Genomic DNA, 19,582 nt, shown 5'->3' with positions numbered 1-19,582 from the left:
CCGATCCGAGGGAAAGGCCTTGGCGCCGACCCGGCCGACCCGGCCGACGGCACAAGCGCGTTCCGGCACAGGTACCCGCCGCGCCCCTCGGCACACGCCCCGCGGCGCGTGTTTTCCGGGCCGCATACCTCCTCGATCACGAGCCGGTCACGATCGCCCGTCGGACGGCGCAGGCGCTCTTGCCGCCCTCGCACGGCCCGGCGTAGACCGGACCGCACGGGACAGAGTTCTGACGTTCAACAGCGTTCAACGGAGAACGACGAACGGGGAAGTGATGCACAGCAAGTGCGGCACCATTCGAACCCACAGGGGCGTCACCGCGCTCGCCGCCCTGCTCACGGGGGCGCTCGCGCTCTCCGCCTGCTCCAGCGGCGACAACGACAAGAAGGAGACCGGGGACAAGAGCACCGGTCCGACCGGCTCCACCGTCACCCTGCCGAAGCTGGACGGCGCGCACCTGGAGGTCGCCGCCGTCTGGACCGGCACCGAACAGGCGAACTTCAAGAAGGTCCTGGCCGAGTTCGAGAAGCGCACCGGCGCGAAGGTGACGTTCGTGCCCGCCCAGGACCCGATCATCAACTTCCTCGGCTCGAAGATCGCGGGCGGTCAGCCGCCGGACGTGGCGCTGCTGCCCCAGCCGGGCGCGATCAAGCAGGCCGTGGAGAAGAAGTGGGCCAAGCCGCTCGGCGCGGACGCGCTGGCGGAGCTGCGGAAGAACTACTCGCAGGGCTGGCAGGACATCGGCAGCGTCGGCGGCAAGCAGTACGGCGTCTACTACAAGGCGGCCAACAAGTCGCTGATCTGGTACAACGCCAAGGCGTTCGAGAACGCGGGCGCCAAGGAGCCCAAGAGCTGGCCGGAGCTGCTGAGCGCCGCGCAGGCGGTGTACGACTCCGGGGTCACCCCGTTCTCGGTCGGCGGCGCCGACGGCTGGACGCTGACGGACTGGTTCGAGAACGTCTATCTGTCCCAGGCCGGTCCGGAGAAGTACGACCAGCTCGCCCAGCACAAGATCAAGTGGACCGATCCGTCGGTGAAGCGGGCCCTGACGACGCTCGCCCAGGTCTGGGGCAAGAAGAATTTCGTGGCGGGCGGTGCGGACGGCGCGCTGCAGACGGAGTTCCCGGCCTCGGTCACGCAGACCTTCACCGGCGGCGAGCAGCCGAAGGCCGCGATGGTCTACGAGGGCGACTTCGCGCAGGTCAACATCGGCGACACCAAGGCGAAGGTGGGCACGGACGCGAAGGTGTTCCCGTTCCCGGCGGTGGGCTCGTCCGCGCCGGTGGTCTCCGGTGGTGACGCGGCGGTGATCCTGAAGGACTCCAAGGCGGCGCAGGCCCTGGCCACCTTCCTGGCCTCCCCGGACGCGGCGACCATCCAGGCGAAGCTGGGCGGCTACCTCTCGCCGAACAAGAACGTGCCGGACTCGGCCTATCCGAACGCGGTGCAGCGCACCATCGCCAAGGCGCTGATCTCCTCCGGCGACGACTTCCGCTTCGACATGTCCGACCAGGCCCCGCAGGCCTTCGGCGGCACCCCCGGCAAGGGCGAGTGGAAGGACCTCCAGGACTTCCTGAAGAACCCGAAGGACGTGGCGGGCGCCCAGGCCAGGCTGGAGAAGGACGCGGCGGCGGCCTACGGGAACGGAAGCTGATCCGGCGATGACGTCGGCAGCGGCGGCCGGGGCCCCGCCGGGCCCCGCCGCACCGAGGAGCCGCAAGAGCGTGACCGGCACCCGCAAGGTGGTGGCAGCCCTCTTCCTGCTGCCCGCCCTGGTGCTGCTCGGCGCGCTCGTGGTCTACCCGATCGGGTACTCCGTCGTCCGCAGTCTCTACGACAACTCGGGTGACGGATTCGCGGGGGTCGACAACTACAAGACCCTCTTCACCGACGACGGCATCCGCACCGCGCTGAAGAACAACGTGATCTGGGTGGTGTTCGCGCCCACGGTCTCCACCGCGCTGGGCCTGATCTTCGCGGTGCTGACCGAACGGGTGCGCTGGGGCACGGCGTTCAAGCTGGTCGTCTTCATGCCGATGGCGATCTCGATGCTGGCGGCCGGGATCATCTTCCGGCTGGTGTACGACCAGGACCCGGACAAGGGTGTCGCCAACGCCGTGTGGGTGGGCGTCCACGACACCTTCGCGCGGTCGTCGGCGTTCCCGAAGGCCCACCCGGGCCGTGACTCGCCGCTCGTGGCACAGGGCGGGGGCTTCGTCACCAGGGCGACGGTGCACGCCGGACATCCGGTCGCGCTGCCGCTCGTCGGCGTCGCGCCGGACCAGCTGCCGGACGGCGTGCGCAAGGCGGTGGCCGCCCGGGCGGAGCCGGGCAGGGTCACGGGCACCACCTGGCAGGACTTCACCCGCGGCAAGGGCGTCGGAAGGCTGGGCGCCCCCGATCCGTCCGAACCGGGTTATGCCGGGATGCGGATCGAGGCGGTGAAGGACGGCAGGGTCGTGGCCTCGACACAGGCGGCCGGTGACGGAACCTTCAGCCTCCCCGCTGCGGCGGACGGGGCCCGGCTCAGGCTTCCGGGGAGCAATTTCGCGGAGCCGTACCACGGTCTCGACTGGCTCGGCCCGACGCTGGTCACCCCGGCCGTCATCGGGGCGTACGTGTGGATGTGGGCGGGCTTCGCGATGGTGCTGATCGCGGCCGGGCTCGCGGGTGTGCCCCGGGAACTGCTGGAGGCGGCCCGGGTGGACGGCGCCAGCGAGTGGCAGGTGTTCCGGAAGGTCACCGTGCCGCTGCTCGCCCCGGTCCTGGCGGTGGTCACCGTCACGCTGATGATCAATGTGCTGAAGGTGTTCGACCTGGTCTACATCATCGCGCCCGGTTCCTCGCAGGACGACGCTAACGTGCTCGCCCTGGAGCTGTACCGCAAGGGCTTCGCGGAGGGGCGGCCCGGTGTCGCGAGCGCGATCGCGGTGTTCCTGCTGCTGCTGGTGATCCCGGTGATGCTGTTCAACATCCGTAGGCTCAGGCGGGAGGTGCGGCGATGACGGCGACCGTGTCGAGGGTCGGGAAGGCGTCGCCCGCCGGGTCGACGGCGAGGACCGGTCGGTCGCTCGGCGCGAGGATCACCGGTGCGCTGAACGGCGGGCTGGTCCGTGTGTTCCTCGTCCTGGTGGGCCTGTTCTGGCTGGTGCCGACCATCGGCCTGCTCATCTCCTCGCTGCGCACGCCCGAGGACATGAGCGCGCACGGCTGGTGGACGGTGTTCTCGAAGCCGTCCGAGCTCACCGTCGACAGCTACCGCAAGCTGCTGGAGAACGGTGACATCACCCACTCCCTGGTGAACACGGTACTGATCACGGTGCCGGCCACCGTCCTGGTCGTCGCGATCGGCGCCCTCGCGGGCTACGCGTTCGCGTGGATGGAGTTCCCGGGCCGCGACTGGTGGTTCCTCGGCGTGGTGAGCCTGCTGGTGGTGCCGGTGCAGGTGGCGCTGATCCCGATCGCCGAACTGTTCGGCAAGGTCGGCCTGTTCGGGACGATCCTCGGGGTGATCCTGTTCCACACCGGCTTCGGTCTGCCGTTCGCGGTGTTCCTGCTGCGGAACTTCTTCGCGGAGATCCCCCGGGAGCTGCTGGAGGCGGCCCGGCTGGACGGCGCCGGTGAACTGCGCTTGTTCGCCCGGGTGGTGCTGCCGCTGGGCGGCCCGGCGATCGCCAGCCTCGGCATCTTCCAGTTCCTGTGGGTGTGGAACGACATGCTGGTCGCGCTGGTGTTCACCAAGTCGGGCACCCAGCCGATCACGGTCGCCCTGCAGACGCAGGTACGGCAGTTCGGCAACAACATCGACGTGCTGGCGCCGGGCGCGTTCATCTCGATGGTGATCCCGCTGGCGGTGTTCTTCGCGTTCCAGCGGCAGTTCGTGTCGGGAGTGATGGCGGGCGCGGTCAAGTAGGCGAGGCGCGCAGGGAACCTCGGGGGGCGGGCGGTGACGGCCCGCCCCCCGGCGTTCACCGGGCGTCCCCCACATGCCGTACGGGGCGTAACCAATTCACTCCATCGGCCGTTCCCGGGCAGAACGCCCGCGTCGGCCGACCCATGGATGCACCATGCCCCGGTTCAGTGTCATCGTCCCCGCGTACAAGGTCCAGGCGTATCTCTCCGAGTGCCTGGAGTCGGTGCTCACGCAGTCGTGTGCCGATCTCGAACTGATCGCCGTGGACGACTGCTCGCCGGACGCGTGCGGGGTGATCATCGACGAGTTCGCGGCCCGGGACGCGCGTGTGAAGCCCCTGCACCTGGATCAGAACCTGGGGCTCGGCCGGGCCAGGAACGCGGGGCTGGCCGAGGCGGGTGGCGACTACCTGGTCTTCCTCGACAGCGACGACACGCTCGCACCCGGCGCGCTGCGGGCCATCGCCGACCGGATCGAGGAGACCGGCGAGCCGGACGTCCTGGTCTACGACTACGCGCGCACCTACTGGGACGGCCGGACGGTCCGCAACCAGCTCGCCGGACGGCTCGCCGAGCGGGGCCCGGCACCCTTCCGGCTGGCGGACCGGCCGGAGCTGCTCGGGGTGCTGATGGTGGCGTGGAACAAGGCCTGCCGGCGGGAGTTCGTCGAGGAGCACGGCTTCGCCTTCCCGCCCGGCTACTACGAGGACACCCCCTGGACCTTCCCGGTGCTGCTGACGGCGGAGTCGATCGCCACCCTGGACCGGGTGTGCGTGCACTACCGGCAACGCCGGCAGGGAAACATCCTGGGCACCACCAGCACCCGGCACTTCGACCTCTTCGAGCAGTACGACCGGGTGTTCGCGTACGTCGAGGAGCGTCCCGAACTGCACTGTTGGCGAGGGGAGTTGTACCGCCGCATGGTCGACCACTTCGCCGTGGTGTTCACCCGGCGGGGCCGGTTGCCGCGCGGCAGCCACCGCGCCTTCCTGCGCCGGGCCCGCGCCCACTGCCGGCGCCACCGGGTGCCGGGGACGCGCCTGCGGCCGCGGCACGCCCTGGTCCGCCACGGACTGCACCGCACGTTCCGGGTGCTCCGGCTGGCCTCGGCCGTCCGCCGCCGCGTGGGGAGGGCGGCGGTGAAGCTGGCCCGCGCCCTGCGCGCGGGCGCGCTCCGGCTGCACTACCGCGTCCAGTCGCGGCTTCCGGTGCGCGCCGACCGGGCGGTGTTCGCCGCCTCCTGGGGACGCGGTGATCCGGGCGCGCTGGAGGAGGCGTTCCACGCGCACGCCCCGCACATCCGCACCGCCTGGGTCGCCGGCTCCGGGCAGCGGGACACCGCCCTGCCGGACTCGCGGCGGCTGCGCTCCGGCACGGCGGCCTACTGGACGGCGCTGGCCCGCTCCAGGTACCTGGTGAGCGACGCCGGCTTCGGGCGCGCGCTGCGCAAGCGCCCCGGCCAGGTCTTCGTCCAGACCCGGCAGGGCACCCCGCTCAAGCACATGGGCCTCGACCTGCTGGAGCGTCCGGCCGCCGCCCGGGACACCGACTTCGGGGCGCTGCTGCGGGAGGTGGACCAGTGGGACTACGTCCTGTCCGGCAACCGGCACTCCACCCTCGTCTGGGAGCGGGTCTTCCCGGGCGGCTACACGACCCTGGAGTACGGCTCCCCGCGCAACGACGTCTTCCGGCGGGCGACGCAGGCGGACGTGGCCCGGCTGCGCGAGTCGCTCGGCGTCCCCGAGGGGGCGGTGGCGATCCTGTACGCGCCCACGTACCGCGACCACCGCAGGACCCAGCTGCCGCCGCTGGACCTGGAGCGGGTCTCGGACCGTCTGGGCCCGCGCTTCGTGATCCTGGCCCGCCCCCACCCCGGGCAGGGCGGATGGCTCGGCGCGGGTCCGCGGATCATCGACGTCGGCGACCGGCCGAACGTGGAGTCGCTGTGCCTGGCCTCCGACGCGCTGCTCACCGACTACGCCTCGATCATGTTCGACTACGCCGCCCTGGACCGGCCGATCGTCGTGCACTGCGCGGACTGGGAGGCGTACGAGGTCTCCCGTGGCACCTACTTCGACGTGCGGGCCTTCCCGCCGGGCGCGGTGGCGCGCGACGAGGACGAACTGGTCGACATCTTCACCGGCGGTCACTGGTGCGGCCCGGGCTCGGCCCGGCTGCGGGCGGTGTTCCGGGAGCGGTTCTGCCCGTACGACGACGGCCACGCCGCCGAGCGGGTCGTACGGCGGGTGGTGCCGGGCGGGACGGAGGGACCGGCGAAGGTCGTGCCGCCGGCCGGACCCGGGCCGGTGCCCCCGGCCGCGCCGGCGGCGGTGCGCGCCCCGTCGGCCACCGTGCCGCAACCTTCCCGCCCCCGCCCCGTCACCGACAGCCGCTGAACACCGTTGGTCCTTCCGGGAGTTCCCATGCCCATCGGCTCGACGCGGCCCACCCCGAGCCGGCCGTCCACCTGGCGTCCGGCGGGACGGCCCGGCCGCGTCCGCAAGACGACAGAAAGAACAGAATGCCCCGCTTCAGCATCATCGTCCCGTCCCACGGGGTCACCGGCCGGCTGTCCCAGGCGCTGGACTCGGTCCTCGGCCAGTCCTTCGCCGACCTGCAGCTGATCCCGGTCTGCGACGCCCCCGACGCCCCGGCCGCCGCGCTCGCCGCCGGGTACGCCGAGCGGGACTCCCGGGTGACACCGGTCCACTCCCCGCCGTCCGCCGGTCTGAGCGGGGCACGCAACGCCGGGATGCGGGCGGCGACCGGCACCTATCTGCTGTTCCTCGACGGTGACGACCTGCTGCTGCCGGGCGCGCTCGCGGCACTGGACATCCGGCTGACCGAGACCGGCGGCGTGGACGTGCTGTACGTCGAGCACGAGCGCGTCCCCTGGTGGGAAGGCGAGACGACGAACCCGGCCGCCCCACTGCTCGCCAAGGCCCCCAAGGGCCCGTTCGCCCCTGGCGAGCTGCCGGGGCTGACCGGTGTGCAGCTGCCGGCGTGGAGCGCCGTCTACCGCCGCGGCTTCCTCACCGAGCACGAACTGGCTTTTCCCGAGAGCCACTTCACCGACCTCGGCTGGGGCGGGCTGACCACGCTCGCCGCCGAGCGGATCGCGGTGCTGCGCCGGGTCGTCGTACGGCATCGGCTGCGCCGGCAGGGCAGCCGGCTCAATCTGCCGGGGCCGCACCAGCACGCCCTGCTGGACCAGGTGGACCTGGTGCTGACGCGGGCGGCCGAGCGGGGCCTGCCCAGCCAGCGGACCGGGCCGCTGTTCGAGCAGCTGTTCGCCGTGGTGCTGAAGACGGCGTCCCGGCCGGAGCGGCTGCCGTCCCGGCACCGGGCGTTCTTCCGCCGGGCCGGCCGGCTCTACCGCCAGCACCGGCCGAGCGGCCACCGGGCGCCGGGCGGCAGTCTGGGCGTGCAGCACCGGCTGCTGGCGACGGGCGCGTACACCGCCTTCCGCGCGCTGCGCGGAGTCAACCGGGCGGCCGGGCGCCGGGCCGCGCTGCCGAGCCGCCCGCGCATGCTGCGCACCCGGCTGCGCTACGCCCGTGACCTGCGCCGCCCCCTCGATCCGCAGCTCGCGGTGTACTGCGCCTACTGGGGCCGCGGCTACGCCTGCAACCCGGCCGCGATCCACGCCAAGGCCCGTGAGCTGGCCCCGCACATCCGGTCGGTGTTCCTGGTGGAGGCCGACCAGGTCGCCGCGCTGCCGAAGGACGTCGAGCACGCGGTGATCGGCTCCCGCCGCTACTGGGAGGTGCTGGCCCGCGCGAGATACCTGATCAACAACGCCAACTTCGCCGAGGGCGTCGTCAAACGGCCCGGCAGCGTGCATCTGCAGACCCAGCACGGCACCCCGCTGAAGACGATGGGCGTGGACCAGTCGACGTACCCGGTGGTCGCGGCGCAGTCCGGCAGTTTCACCAAGCTGCTGGGCCGGGTGGACCGCTGGGACTTCAATCTGTCGTCCAACCCCCACTCCACCCAGATGTGGGAGCGCGCCTTCCCCGGCTCCTACGAGCAGCTGGAGTACGGCTATCCGCGCAACGACGTCTACTGCACGGCGACCGCCGAGGACGTCCTGCGCATCCGGCGCGAGCTGGGCGTCCCGGAGGGTAAGACGGCCGTCCTGTACGCGCCGACCCACCGCGACCACCACACCGGCTTCGAGGCCGGCCTGGACCTGGAGGCGTTCTGCGCGGCGGCCGGGGAGGACGTCGTCGTGCTGCTGCGGGCCCACTACTTCTACGACCTGGGCTGTTCCCAAAGCTCGGACCGGATCATCGACGTGACCGCGCACCGCTCCTCGGAGGACGTGTGCCTGGCCGCGGACGCGCTGGTCACGGACTACTCGTCGATCATGTTCGACTACGCCAACCTGGACCGGCCGATCGTCGTGTACGCCGACGACTGGGACGTCTACCGGGAGACCCGGGGCGTGTACTTCGACCTGCCGGCCGAGCCTCCGGGTCCCGTCGCCCGCACCCCCGAGGAGCTGGCGGCCGTCTTCCGCGACGGCTCCTACGCCGGCCCGGAGGCCGCCGCGCTGCGGGCCGCGTTCCGCGAGCGGTTCTGCGCGTTCGACGACGGGCGGGCCGCCGAGCGCGTGGTACGGCGGGTACTGCTCGGCGAGCCGCCGGAGGCGCTCCCGCCGGTGATCCCGCTCGCCGAACGCGTCCCCGCCCCCGCCGCCGCGACTCTCGTCAGGAGCTGACCCGCCGTGCCCCGCTTCAGTGTGATCGTGCCCTGCTTCAAGGTGCAGGGCTTCCTGCGCGAGTGTCTGGACTCGGTGCTGGCCCAGTCCTTCGACGACTTCGAGCTGATCGCCGTGGACGACTGCTCCCCGGACGGCTGCGGCGCGATCCTCGACGAGTACGCCGCCCGGGACCGGCGCGTGCGGGTGCTGCACCTGCCGGAGAACGTGGGCCTCGGCCGGGCCCGTAACGCGGGTATGCCCGGGGCCAGGGGTGACTACCTGTTCTTCCTGGACAGCGACGACACCCTCACCCCGGGCGCGCTGCGGGCCGTCGCCGACCGGCTGGCCGAGGCGCGGGACCCCGATGTGCTGGTCTTCGACTACGCGCGCACCTACTGGTGGGGCGGTACGCGGCGCAACGCGCTCGCCGACGTCCTCGCCGAGGCCGGGGACGACACGTTCACGGCCGCGCAGTACCCGCGGATCCTCGACCTGCTGATGGTGGTGTGGAACAAGGTCTACCGGCGGGAGTTCGTCGCCGAGAACGGATTCGAGTTCCCGCCCGGCTACTACGAGGACACCCCCTGGACCTTCCCGGTCATGCTCAGCGCCGGGCGGATCGCCACCCTGGACCGGATCTGCCTGAACTACCGGCAGCGCCGGCAGGGCAACATCCTGTCCACCACCAGCCGCAAGCACTTCGACATCCACGACCAGTACGAGCGGGTCTTCGCCTTCGTGGACCGGCGACCGGAGCTCTCCGGCTGGCTGCCCTACCTGCACCGCAAGATGGGCGAGCACTGTCTGGACATCCTGGCCAAGCCGGACCGGCTGCCGCCCGCCGACAAGGCCGAGTTCTTCCGGCGTACGGCGCGGATGTTCCGCGAGCACCGGCCCGCGGCGGCCCTGGTGGACGGCGAGGTGGCCGTGCTGGGCGGCACCTGGGCGGCCTACCAGGTCAAGCGGCAGGCGGCGCGGGCCGGTCGGGAGGCGGCCCGGCGGGCCGGCCTGGGCGGCCGGGCGGTGGCCGCGCGGCTGCGCGGCGGCTGGGCGGCGCTGCACCGGTGCCGTCCGCTGGACGAGAACCTCGTGGTGTACTCGGCGTCCTCGCACCGGGGCATGCTCGGCGACCCGGCGGCCGTCTACCGGGCGGCGCGGGAGATCGCCCCGCATCTGCGTGGGGTGTGGGTGGTGCGGGACGCGGAGGCCGCCGGGCAGCTGCCGCCCGACGTGGAGCACGTGATCATGGGCTCCCGGCGCTATCTGGAGGTCACCGCACGGGCGAAGTTCTTCGTCAACGACGTTAACTGGCCCGGTTCCCTCGCCAAGCGGCCCGGCAGCGTGCACATCCACACCCACCAGGGCACGCCGTTGAAGTACCTGGGCGCCGATCTGCTGGACAAGCCCGGCGCCCGGCTCGGCTTCGACGTACCGCAGATGCTGCGCCGGGCCGACCGCTGGGACTACAGCCTGGTCGCCAGCCGCCATGCGGAGCTGGTCTGGGAGCGGGCCTATCCGTGCCACTTCACCTCGGTGCGCAGCGGCAGCCCGCGCAACGACGTGCTGGTGAACGGCGGCGCCGGCGACTTCCGGCGGCGGCACGGCATTCCGCGGGACCACACGGTCGTGCTGTACGCGCCGACCCGGCGGGACTATCGCCGCGGCGGATACGTGGAACGGCTGGATCCGGCCCGGTTCGCGGCCGACCTCGGCGAGGGGCACACCCTGGTGGTGCGGCTGCATCCCTCCCTGGCCACCGGCCCCGCGCGGGGCATGGGCCTGTCCGAGCTGGCCCGGCGCGGGATCGTCGTCGACGCGACCGACGAGCCGCACCTGGAGGACGTGCTGCTCGCGGCGGACGTGCTGGTCACCGACTACTCGTCCGTGATGTTCGACTACGCCAACCTGGACCGGCCGATCGTGGTGCACGCCGACGACTGGCCCGCGTACACCGCGAGCCGGGGCACCTACGTGGACATCACGGCCGAGCCGCCGGGCCATGTCGCCGGTTCCTACCGGGAACTGGCGTGGCTGTTCGCGTCGGGCTCGTGGCGGGACGAGGAGTCGGCGCGGCTGCGGGCGAAGTTCCGCAGCCGGTTCTGCGAGTTCGAGGACGGTCGGGCCGCCGAGCGGGTCGTACGGACCCTGCTGCTGGGCGAGGACATGCCCGGCGCCGACATCCGGCTGCCGGGGCAGAGCGCGGGCCGGGACGTACTGACCTCGGCGTGAGGGACGACCGGCCGGCGCTGGGCGCCGGCCGGTCCGTCGCGTCGCCCCGGTGTTACTCGATGACGAGGTCGACCTCGATGTTGCCGCGGGTGGCGTTGGAGTACGGGCAGACCTGGTGGGCGGTCTCGACCAGCTTGCGGCCGGTCGCCTCGTCCACGGTGTCGGGCAGCTCGACGCGCAGGGTGACCTTGAGCCCGAAGCCCTCGCCCTGCTTGCCTATGCCGACCTCGGCGGTCACCGCCGCGTCGCTGACGTCGACCTTCGCCTGGCGTCCGACCAGTCCGAGGGCGCTGCCGAAGCAGGCCGCGTAACCGGCGGCGAAGAGCTGCTCGGGGTTGGTGCCCTCGCCGTTGCCGCCCAGCTCCGCCGGCGGGGCCAGCTTGAGGTCGATCCTGCCGTCGGAGGAGACGGCACGGCCGTCACGGCCGTGGGTTGCGGTGGCGACAGCGGTGTAGAGCGCGTCCATGGAAGACCATCCCTCTCGGTATGCGGTGCGTCGCGGACTCGGTTCGCGGTCCGTCGCGACTACGAGTAGAGCACACAATTAAGTTGTGCACAACTGAATGGTGCGATGGGAGCTATCCTGGGGTCATGACCCCCTCGCCGACCCCGCAGACCGCCGCCGCCGGCGCCGACTGGCTCCGCCTGGACAGCCAGGTCTGCTTCTCGCTGCACGCCGCCTCCCGCGCCTTCAACGGCGTCTACCGCGTGATCCTCAAGGACCTGGGGCTCACCTATCCGCAGTACCTGGTGATGCTGGTGCTGTGGGAACAGGGCGACCTGCCCGTGAAGAAGCTCGGCGAACGGCTACGGCTCGACTCCGGCACGCTGTCACCGCTGGTGAAGCGGCTGGAAGGAGCCGGTCTCGTCCGGCGCGAGCGCAGCGCGCGCGACGAGCGGTCGGTGTGGGTGCGGCTCACCGAGGAGGGCGCCGGGCTGCGCGAGCGGGCCCGCGAGGTGCCACGCCGGATCGCGGCGGCCACCGGCTTCGACCCGGCGGAGATCGGCGACCTGCGGGAGCGGCTCGATCAGCTCACCACCGCGCTGGACGCGGCGGCGGCGTCCGAAGCACGGTCGGCGCGCTGAGCCTGCGGACGTACAGCCGTACGGTCAGCCCGCCCCGCGCGGCCTCCTCGCGCCTTGTGAACTCCCCTTCCAGCACGGCGAGTTTGATGCGCTCGGCGGGCTGGGACGGGGTCCAGCGACCGGCGAGCAGCCGCGGGTCGGCGACGACCCAGACCCGGTCCAGCCGGGCCAGCCTCCGGCGCAGTTCACCGGGCCCGGCCTCGCGCCCGTACAGCGTCCCGGACGCGGCGGCCCCCTCCACCAGAGCCACGTCACGCGCCCCCCGGAACGCCCTCGGGTAGGCGATCGCCACGTTCCGCGTCTGGGCCGGCAGGAACAGCATCGGGTCCCCGGGCGCGAGCCGCCGCGCGGCGATCCGCGAGACGGCGGCCAGGTCGTCGGGCCGGCGCCCGGGGTCACGGTCGGCCCGCAGGAGGGCGAACTGCTGATGCAGCACCAGCACGACGCCCAGCACCCCGGCCCACGTGACCAGCCGGAACCGCCCGCCGAGGCGGGGCGGCCGGGAAGGGCCGCCCGGCACGGACCACAGGAAGGCGGGGGCACCGTCGCCGCCGGAGCGGAGCGGGCCGGGCGTGCCGGCGCCGCCGGGCCGCAGCCGCCGCAGGGCCCCGGCCACCCGCTCGGCGCCGCAGGCCACCAGCAGCGGGGCCCCGCTCAGCGCGTACAGCACGTATCGGTCGACGTACAGCGGCGACACCTGGGACACCAGCATCAGCACCCCCGGCGGCACCACGGTCAGCGGCAGCGCCACCCCCGCGCAGGTGAGTTCCCCCCGCCGTCCCACCAGCCCCGCCAGTGCCACCAGAGCGAACCCGAGACAGACCCAGTACACCCCCGGCACCGACCCCAGGAACGCTCGCGAGACCCCGTCCGCCGTGTCCGCCGTGGGCCGGCGCAGCCAGGCGACCTGGGCCGCCTGCGCCCGTGACAGCACGATCATCGGCAGCAGGGAGAGGACGACGGCGCCGGACACCCGCCCCCACTGCCGCCACACCCGCGTCCCGGCGCGGGCGAGCAACAGCGACACCGCGTGGGCGAGCAGCAGCAGGACCGCGAACTCGTGCAGCCAGCAGGTGAGGGCGAGTACGACGCCGTAGGCGCACCAGGAGCCGCCGCGCGCGCCCCGTACCTCCCTCGCGTCCCGCGGGCCCCGCGCCTGCCGCGTATGACGTACGGCTCGCACGAGAAGTACCGTCGCGCCGGTGGCCCCGGCCGCAACCAGTGCGTAGGAGCGTCCCTCCTGGGCGTAGTGGCCGGCCATCGGCGTGACGGCGTAGAGCAGCCCGGCCCACAGACCGACGCGCGGCCTGACGAGACGGGTACCCAGGGCGGCCACCAGGCCGGCCGTCACCGCCGCCGCGGCCACCGACGGAAGCCGCAGGACGACCTCGCCGGGGTGGACGGCGAGGACGGCGTGCATGAGGAGGTAGTACAGGCCGTGCACCGCGTCCACACCGTGCAGCAGCCGCCAGATCTGGGGCACCGTGCGGCGCCCGACCTGGAAGGTGACGGCCTCGTCGCGCCATATCCCGCCCCGGTCGAGCCCCCACAGCCCGATCACCAGCATCACCAGGGCGGGTACCCCCACGGCGGCGGGACGGCGGGCCCGCGTGGCAAGGCCTTTGGGCGCACCCTTCGGCGTCTGCGTCGTTGTACGTGTATCGGTATCGGTATCGGCAGAGGCGACGGCTGCCGCTCCAGCCGTCCGGCGCGAGTGCGGTTTCACAGGAAGCCCGACGTTCACCACGGCCCGATCTTTTGCGATTAGCCAACCTTTGCCGCACTTTGACGGCGTATCGGCATGGATACACCATCCGCACGGCTTACGCTCCCATGTGATGAACCGCCTCCGTGTCACCCCCGGCCCGGTCCTCGCCCTCACCGTCCTCTGGTTCACCACCCGCGCCGTGATGCTGTGGCTGCTCCTGCACGACAGCGCCCCGCTGCTGGGCGGCGGGTCGGTGGCCCACGAGGTGTCGCGGCTGTACTTCCGCTGGTACGGCGTCCTCGCGCACGGCGCCTTCCCGGCGCACGACACCTTGTGGCAGTACCCGCCGGGCGCGGGCGCGGTGCTGCTCGCGCCGGGCCTGCTGCCGGGACTGACGTACTTTCAGGCCTTCGTGACGCTGACGCTGGCCACGGACGCGGCGATCGCGGCGGCGCTGATCCGCACCGGCACCCGGTCCGGCCGCAGTCTGCTCGGCGCGGCCCTGTGGACGGGCGGTCTGCCACTGCTGCTGCACCTCCCGCTCGCCCGCTACGACGTGGAGGTCACCGGACTGGCGGTCCTCTCCCTGCTGACCCTGTCGCGGTCCCCGCGCGCGGGCGGGGTGTTCGGGGCGCTGGGCGCGCTGGTGAAGATGTGGCCGGCCCTGGTGCTGCTGGGCACCCCGCCGGCCCGGCCGACCCGTACGGCGTGGGCTTGGGCGACGGCCGCAGGGACCTTCTCCCTCGGCGTGTTCGCCGTCTTCTTCACCGGCCCGCTGGCCTTCCTGCGCGAGCAGGGCGGGCGCGGGGTCCAGATCGAGTCGCTCGGCGGTACGGTGCTCAACCTCGCGCGGCATGCCGGCTGGAGCGGCCGGCCCCACTACCAGTACGGCGCGATCGAACTGGTGGGGCCGTATGTGCACACCGTCGCGACCGTCTCCCTGGCGCTGACGGCGGCCGCCTTCGGGACGCTGGTGCTGTGGCGGGTGCGGGCGCGCCGGTGGAACGAGGCCACGCCGTACGACGCGGCGCTGAGCGCGGTGCTGCTGTTCACGGTCACCAGCCGGGTCATCAGCCCGCAGTACATGGTCTGGCTGGTGGGGCTCGCCGCCGTGTGCCTGACCTCGCGGTGCACGGCGCAGCGGCCGGTGGCGGTGCTGATCCTGGCGGCGTGCGCGCTGAGCACGGTGGCGTACCCCATGTGCTACCGCGAGGTGATCGCAGGCAGTTGGACCGGCTGTCTGCTGATGCTGGCGCGCAACACGCTGCTGGCGGCCGCGGCGGTGCTGTCCCTGGTCCGGTTGTGGCGGGCCACGCGCCCGCCGGCCGGAGAAGACGAGCCACCGGCCGTCCGTCCCGACGCCGGCCGCGTCCCCGACCGGGCGGTGGGCGTCTCCTGACGCGCCACCAGCACCCGCCGCCCCCTCCCCACCACCGCCCAGTGGACCCCATGCACCCAGACCCACGCGACCAGCCGGCTCCCCTCTCCCCACGGCCCACCACACCGCTGCGCGCCGCCATGGGCGGTCGTCCGGTGTCGCGGGTCGCGGTCGTCGTCATCGGTTACGACGATCGCGCGCATGTGGGCGACGCGGTGCGTTCGGCGCTGGCGCAGGGGTCCGCGGTCGCCGAGGTGATCGCCGTGGACGACTGCTCCACCGACGGCAGTGCCGAGCTGCTCGACCGGCTGGCCGCCGGCGAGTCACGGCTGCGGGTGGTGCGGCGGCGGGAGAACAGCGGCGGCTGCGGCAGCCCGCGCAACGACGGGATCGACGCGGTCACCGCACCCTGGGTGATGTTCCTGGACAGTGACGACCTCCTGCCGCCGGGTGCGGTGGACGCGCTGCTGACGGCGGCCACCGGGGCGCACGCCGAGGTCGCGAGCGGACTGTGCGTACGCCGGGAGCTGCCCTCGGGGCGCGAGCGGCCGTGGCAGGCCCCCCTCTACGCGGCGCACACCGTCCTCGCACGCCCCTCGCAGCGCCCTCGGCTGGTCCACGACACGCTGTGCGTCAACAAGCTGTACCGCACGGACTTCCTGCGCGAGCACGGCGTCCGCTTTCCCGAGGGCCGCTTCCTCTACGAGGACTTCGTCTTCACCGCGCGCGTGCTCGCCGCGGACCCCCGCGTGGTGCTCGTACCGGACCGGGTGTACGTGTGGCACGTGCGCCGGTCGGCCGAGCGGCTGTCGCTCTCCCTGGACCGCGAGCGCGTCGAGAACTGGAAGGCGCGGCTCGAGGCGTGCGCCCTGTCCCACGGCATCCTGCTGGGCGCGGGGCAGCGGGAGCTGGCGCGGGAGGCGCGGGCGAAGTTCCTCGACCACGAGGTGCGGATGTACGCGCGCGAGCTGGAGTCGCGGGACGCGCGCTACCGGCGTGCGTGGTGGACGCACACCCGGGAGTACCTCGCGCGCTACGAAGCCGCCGACTGGACGGTGGACCCCACGTCTCCCGGCCGGCTGCTCGGGCGCGTCGTGCTGGCCTCCGCCGAGCCGCGCGACCTGCGGCGGCTACGGGAACTCGCCGCCCGTCCGGCACGCCTGCTGCCGCCCTACGCCCGTGCTTCCGACGGCGTTCCCGTCTGGTCGGCCGACCTGCCCCAGGTCACCCTGGGCCCGCTGCTGACCCGTCCCACCGGGGTGCTCCCGCTCGCGGTGGACGCTCGACTGCGCCCACGCGCGCGTGTGTCCGTGCTGCGCCTGCGGCTGCACGAGCTGTACGGGAGGGTCGCCGGGGCGGGTCCGCGCGAGCTGGAGGCGCGCTGGCATCGCCGGGAGGACGACCGGGTGGCCGTGCGCACCACGACCGCGCCCACCGCCTCCGGCGCGGACCTCTGGACGGCCGAGGTGCCCGTCGACCTGGCCGGGCTGGGCGAGGGCACCTGGGACCTGCGGCTGACCCTGCGGTTCGCCGACGGCGCGCACCGGGACGTCACGGCGCACGCTCTGGCGGGCGCCGGCCGGCTGCGCCGGCACGCCGTCCCGAGCGCCCGGTACGGCGTCCTGCTGGTGCAGCCGTACGCGACGCACTCCGGCGCGCTGGCGCTGCGCGTGGCGACCGGCGCGCGCGGGATCGCCGGGGTGGCCCGTGGCCGGCTCGCCCGGCTGCTGCACTGACCGACCGGAACCGGCTGCCCTGCCGGGGCACCCGGGACCCCTCCACGACATGGTCACCTCGTCGTGGTCCGGCTGGACCCAGCACCACCCGGAAGCATCCCTGACCTGATCACCACCGGCTCCGGCACCTCACAGCGCCTGCAGGGCCCCCGCCGTCGCGCGGGCCAGGTTCTGGAGGTAGCCCTTGGGGAGTTTCGGGGAGCGGATGACCACCGAGCGCCAGTAGAGGGGGCCCGAGATGAGGTCCAGGGCCAGGTCGGGGTCGACGCCCGCGCGTACCTCGCCCCGCTGCTCGGCCGCCGCCACGATCTTGCTGGCCACGCCTTCCTGGCCGTCCCGCAGGGCCTTCTGGAAGGCCTCGGCCAGGTCGGGATTGCGGGCCGCCTCGGCCTGGAGGTCGGGAATGATCTGCGAGGCGATCGGGTGGCGCAGGGCGCGGGAGGTCACCTCGTAGAGCAGGCGAAGGTCCCCCTCCAGGGAGCCCGTGTCGGGGACCGGGAAGCCCAGCACGGCCATCGCCGAGACGACGTCCAGCACCAGGTGCAGCTTCGAGCGCCAGCGCCGGTACACCGCCGTCTTCCCGACGCCGGCGCGGCGGGCGATGCCCTCGATGGACATCCGGGCGTAGCCGACGGCCGCGAGCTCGTCGAAGACGGCCGCGCGGATGGCCTCGGTCACGTCCTCCCGGAGTACGGCGGCACCGGCGGGGGCCCGGCGGCGCGGACGCGCCGGCGGCTCGGCGGCGTACTCGTCGGCGTTCGTCGTCATGTCGAACAGCATAGGGCGTAGCGACGAAACGGTTGCGTTCCGACGTCGATTGGGCCTACTCTCACGTTGCGACGATACGGTCCCGTCCCGACGTAAGAGAACGTGAAGAGAAGCGTAAGGAAACGCCGGGCGACGGGGCCGGTCGCGTCGGCCCGGCGAGAGCCGGACGCAGCACCCCCGCCCCCGAGCGAAAGCAGCGGATGTGAGCCAGGTCCTCGACACACCGCCCCCGATCCAGGCCCAGGCCGACGACGAGCTCACGGCGCTGGCCGTCCGGCACGGCCTGACAGTGAGCGGCGCCCGCCCGACCCTGCCGGAGTACGTCCGCCAGCTGTGGGCCCGGCGCCACTTCATCACCGCGTTCTCCACCGCCAAGCTGACAGCCCAGTACAGCCAGGCGAAGCTCGGCCAGGTCTGGCAGGTCATGACCCCGCTGCTGAACGCGGCGGTCTACTACTTCATCTTCGGCGTCCTGCTCGGCACCAAGCACAACGTCCCCGACTACGTGCCCTTCCTGGTCACCGGCGTCTTCATCTGGACGTTCACGCAGAGCTCGATCATGGCGGGCACCCGGGCGATCTCCAGCAACCTCGGCCTGGTCCGCGCGCTGCACTTCCCGCGCGCCGCCCTGCCGATCTCCTTCGCGCTCCAGCAACTGCAGCAGCTGCTGTTCTCGATGGGCGCGCTGGTCGTCATCCTGCTCTGCTTCGGCGTGCCCGTCGCCGCCTCCTGGCTGCTGGCGATCCCGGCACTGCTCCTGCAGTTCACGTTCAACGCCGGCGTGTCGATGATCATGGCGCGGATGGGCGCCAAGACCCCCGACATCGCCCAGCTGATGCCCTTCGTGCTGCGCACCTGGATGTACGTGTCCGGCGTGATGTGGAGCATCGACAAGATCACCAAGAAGGACGACCTGCCGCACATCGTCACCGTCCTGCTGCAGATCAACCCGGCCGCGGTCTACATCGACCTCATGCGGTTCGCGCTGATCGACAGCTTCCACGCGAAGGCCCTGCCCCCGCACGTGTGGGCGGCGGCCATCGGCTGGGCCCTGCTCGCCGGCGTCGGCGGCTTTGTCTACTTCTGGAAGGCTGAGGAGAGGTACGGCCGTGGCTGAGTACACCACTGAGAACACCGCGCAGAGCGGCACCGCGCGCACCGGCACCGCCGGGACGGCGGCCGAGAGGATCCCCACCGTCGTCGCCGACCGGGTCGACATCGTCTACCGGGTCAACGGCACCGGCGCGGGCCGCGGCTCCGCCACCGCCGCCCTGAACCGCATCCTGCGCCGCGAGAAGGCCGAGAAGGCCTCCGGTGTGCGGCGGGTGCACGCGGTGAAGAAGGTGTCGTTCGTCGCCTACAAGGGTGAGGCCATCGGCCTCATCGGCACCAACGGCTCCGGCAAGTCGACCCTGCTCAAGGCGGTCGCGGGTCTGCTCCCGGTGGAGAACGGGCACATCTACACCGACGGCCAGCCCTCCCTGCTCGGCGTCAACGCGGCCCTGATGAACGACCTGACGGGCGAGCGCAACGTCTTCCTCGGCGGACTCGCCATGGGGATGTCCCGGGAGCAGATCAAGGAGCGCTACCAGGACATCGTCGAGTTCTCCGGCATCAACGAGAAGGGCGACTTCATCACCCTGCCGATGCGCACCTACTCCTCCGGCATGGCGGCGCGCCTGCGGTTCTCCATCGCGGCCGCCAAGGACCACGACGTCCTGCTCATCGACGAGGCCCTGGCCACCGGCGACCGCTCCTTCCAGATGCGCTCCGAGCAGCGGATCCGCGAACTGCGTCAGCACGCGGGAACCGTCTTCCTGGTCAGCCACAACAACAAGTCGATCCGCGACACCTGTGAGCGGGTCCTGTGGCTGGAGCGCGGCGAACTGCGCATGGACGGGCCGACGGAGGAGGTCATGAAGGAGTACGAGGCCTTCACCGGCGACAAGAAGCCGGCCGCCAAGGCGGACGTCAAGGCGAGTGCGCCGAACGCACCCGTTCCCTCCTGACGCGGTTCTTACTCAGGTTACGTAATCCCTTTTATCTGATTAATAAAGATA

The 19,582-nt window shown here is 72.4% G+C and carries 14 protein-coding genes; 11 read left to right on the top strand and 3 right to left on the bottom strand.

What is annotated here, in order from left to right:
• Positions 1 to 274: 274 nt before the first annotated feature.
• From ACIBA9_RS09660 to ACIBA9_RS09635, 6 genes are all read left to right on the top strand, one after another.
• Positions 275 to 1,654, top strand: coding sequence for an ABC transporter substrate-binding protein (locus ACIBA9_RS09660; RefSeq protein ID WP_399361361.1), 1,380 nt, complete (start codon positions 275 to 277; stop codon positions 1,652 to 1,654).
• Between the two features lie 7 nt (positions 1,655 to 1,661).
• Positions 1,662 to 3,005: a carbohydrate ABC transporter permease gene (locus ACIBA9_RS09655; protein WP_399361359.1), complete on the top strand. Its 1,344-nt coding sequence runs from the start codon at positions 1,662 to 1,664 to the stop codon at positions 3,003 to 3,005.
• Positions 3,002 to 3,913, top strand: coding sequence for a carbohydrate ABC transporter permease (locus ACIBA9_RS09650; protein ID WP_399361357.1), 912 nt, complete (start codon positions 3,002 to 3,004; stop codon positions 3,911 to 3,913). The genes ACIBA9_RS09655 and ACIBA9_RS09650 overlap by 4 nt, the downstream gene beginning before the upstream one ends.
• 154 nt (positions 3,914 to 4,067) lie before the next feature.
• Positions 4,068 to 6,308, top strand: a complete 2,241-nt coding sequence (locus ACIBA9_RS09645; RefSeq protein ID WP_399361355.1) for a CDP-glycerol glycerophosphotransferase family protein — start codon at positions 4,068 to 4,070, stop codon at positions 6,306 to 6,308.
• A 125-nt stretch (positions 6,309 to 6,433) separates the two neighbouring features.
• The gene (locus tag ACIBA9_RS09640; RefSeq protein WP_399361353.1) at positions 6,434 to 8,635 is read left to right on the top strand and encodes a CDP-glycerol glycerophosphotransferase family protein; all 2,202 of its coding nucleotides are present in this window, start codon (positions 6,434 to 6,436) and stop codon (positions 8,633 to 8,635) included.
• 6 nt (positions 8,636 to 8,641) lie between these two features.
• Positions 8,642 to 10,846 carry a CDP-glycerol glycerophosphotransferase family protein gene (locus ACIBA9_RS09635; RefSeq protein WP_399361351.1) on the top strand — a complete coding sequence of 735 codons (2,205 nt, stop codon included), beginning with the start codon at positions 8,642 to 8,644 and terminating at the stop codon, positions 10,844 to 10,846.
• A 52-nt stretch (positions 10,847 to 10,898) separates the two neighbouring features.
• On the opposite strand, the gene ACIBA9_RS09630 is transcribed toward ACIBA9_RS09635, so the two are convergent.
• The gene (locus ACIBA9_RS09630; protein ID WP_362154659.1) at positions 10,899 to 11,312 is read right to left on the bottom strand and encodes an organic hydroperoxide resistance protein; all 414 of its coding nucleotides are present in this window, start codon (positions 11,310 to 11,312) and stop codon (positions 10,899 to 10,901) included.
• A gap of 125 nt (positions 11,313 to 11,437) precedes the next feature.
• Between ACIBA9_RS09630 and ACIBA9_RS09625 the strand changes: the two genes are divergently transcribed.
• A complete protein-coding gene (locus ACIBA9_RS09625; protein WP_399361349.1) occupies positions 11,438 to 11,932 on the top strand; it encodes a MarR family winged helix-turn-helix transcriptional regulator in 495 nt (164 codons plus the stop codon).
• Here ACIBA9_RS09625 and ACIBA9_RS09620 read toward each other — a convergent pair.
• Complete coding sequence (locus ACIBA9_RS09620) at positions 11,880 to 13,520, bottom strand: glycosyltransferase family 39 protein (protein WP_399361347.1); 1,641 nt, start codon at positions 13,518 to 13,520, stop codon at positions 11,880 to 11,882. The genes ACIBA9_RS09625 and ACIBA9_RS09620 overlap by 53 nt on opposite strands.
• 250 nt (positions 13,521 to 13,770) lie before the next feature.
• On the opposite strand from ACIBA9_RS09620, the gene ACIBA9_RS09615 reads away from it, so the two are divergent.
• Positions 13,771 to 15,039: a glycosyltransferase 87 family protein gene (locus tag ACIBA9_RS09615; RefSeq protein WP_399361345.1), complete on the top strand. Its 1,269-nt coding sequence runs from the start codon at positions 13,771 to 13,773 to the stop codon at positions 15,037 to 15,039.
• Positions 15,040 to 15,158: 119 nt separating this feature from the next.
• Positions 15,159 to 16,754, top strand: a complete 1,596-nt coding sequence (locus ACIBA9_RS09610) for a glycosyltransferase family 2 protein (RefSeq protein ID WP_399362078.1) — start codon at positions 15,159 to 15,161, stop codon at positions 16,752 to 16,754.
• Positions 16,755 to 16,883: 129 nt separating this feature from the next.
• Here the strand turns inward: ACIBA9_RS09610 and ACIBA9_RS09605 are convergent, their stop codons facing one another.
• Positions 16,884 to 17,522, bottom strand: coding sequence for a TetR/AcrR family transcriptional regulator (locus ACIBA9_RS09605; RefSeq protein ID WP_393901783.1), 639 nt, complete (start codon positions 17,520 to 17,522; stop codon positions 16,884 to 16,886).
• A gap of 202 nt (positions 17,523 to 17,724) precedes the next feature.
• Here ACIBA9_RS09605 and ACIBA9_RS09600 point away from each other — a divergent pair, with 202 nt between their 5' ends.
• The gene (locus ACIBA9_RS09600) at positions 17,725 to 18,639 is read left to right on the top strand and encodes an ABC transporter permease (RefSeq protein ID WP_399361343.1); all 915 of its coding nucleotides are present in this window, start codon (positions 17,725 to 17,727) and stop codon (positions 18,637 to 18,639) included.
• 70 nt (positions 18,640 to 18,709) lie between these two features.
• A complete protein-coding gene (locus ACIBA9_RS09595; RefSeq protein WP_399362076.1) occupies positions 18,710 to 19,531 on the top strand; it encodes an ABC transporter ATP-binding protein in 822 nt (273 codons plus the stop codon).
• The last annotated feature ends 51 nt before the right edge of the window (positions 19,532 to 19,582 follow it).

The sequence above is a fragment of the Streptomyces sp. NPDC051452 genome (assembly GCF_044454765.1).
GTDB lineage: Bacteria > Actinomycetota > Actinomycetes > Streptomycetales > Streptomycetaceae > Streptomyces.
The sequence above is the reverse complement of the archived record's forward strand: the minus strand, read 5'-3'. Positions and strand labels throughout refer to the sequence as shown.

Bases quoted from the DNA above. Each gene is read 5' to 3' on its own strand.
- ACIBA9_RS09660 (WP_399361361.1), top strand. From the start codon at position 275: ATGCACAGCAAGTGCGGCACCATTCGAACCCACAGGGGCGTCACCGCG.
- ACIBA9_RS09655 (WP_399361359.1), top strand. From the start codon at position 1,662: ATGACGTCGGCAGCGGCGGCCGGGGCCCCGCCGGGCCCCGCCGCACCG.
- ACIBA9_RS09650 (WP_399361357.1), top strand. From the start codon at position 3,002: ATGACGGCGACCGTGTCGAGGGTCGGGAAGGCGTCGCCCGCCGGGTCG.
- ACIBA9_RS09645 (WP_399361355.1), top strand. From the start codon at position 4,068: ATGCCCCGGTTCAGTGTCATCGTCCCCGCGTACAAGGTCCAGGCGTAT.
- ACIBA9_RS09640 (WP_399361353.1), top strand. From the start codon at position 6,434: ATGCCCCGCTTCAGCATCATCGTCCCGTCCCACGGGGTCACCGGCCGG.
- ACIBA9_RS09630 (WP_362154659.1), bottom strand. From the start codon at position 11,312: ATGGACGCGCTCTACACCGCTGTCGCCACCGCAACCCACGGCCGTGAC.
- ACIBA9_RS09625 (WP_399361349.1), top strand. From the start codon at position 11,438: ATGACCCCCTCGCCGACCCCGCAGACCGCCGCCGCCGGCGCCGACTGG.
- ACIBA9_RS09615 (WP_399361345.1), top strand. From the start codon at position 13,771: ATGAACCGCCTCCGTGTCACCCCCGGCCCGGTCCTCGCCCTCACCGTC.
- ACIBA9_RS09610 (WP_399362078.1), top strand. From the start codon at position 15,159: ATGGGCGGTCGTCCGGTGTCGCGGGTCGCGGTCGTCGTCATCGGTTAC.
- ACIBA9_RS09605 (WP_393901783.1), bottom strand. From the start codon at position 17,522: ATGACGACGAACGCCGACGAGTACGCCGCCGAGCCGCCGGCGCGTCCG.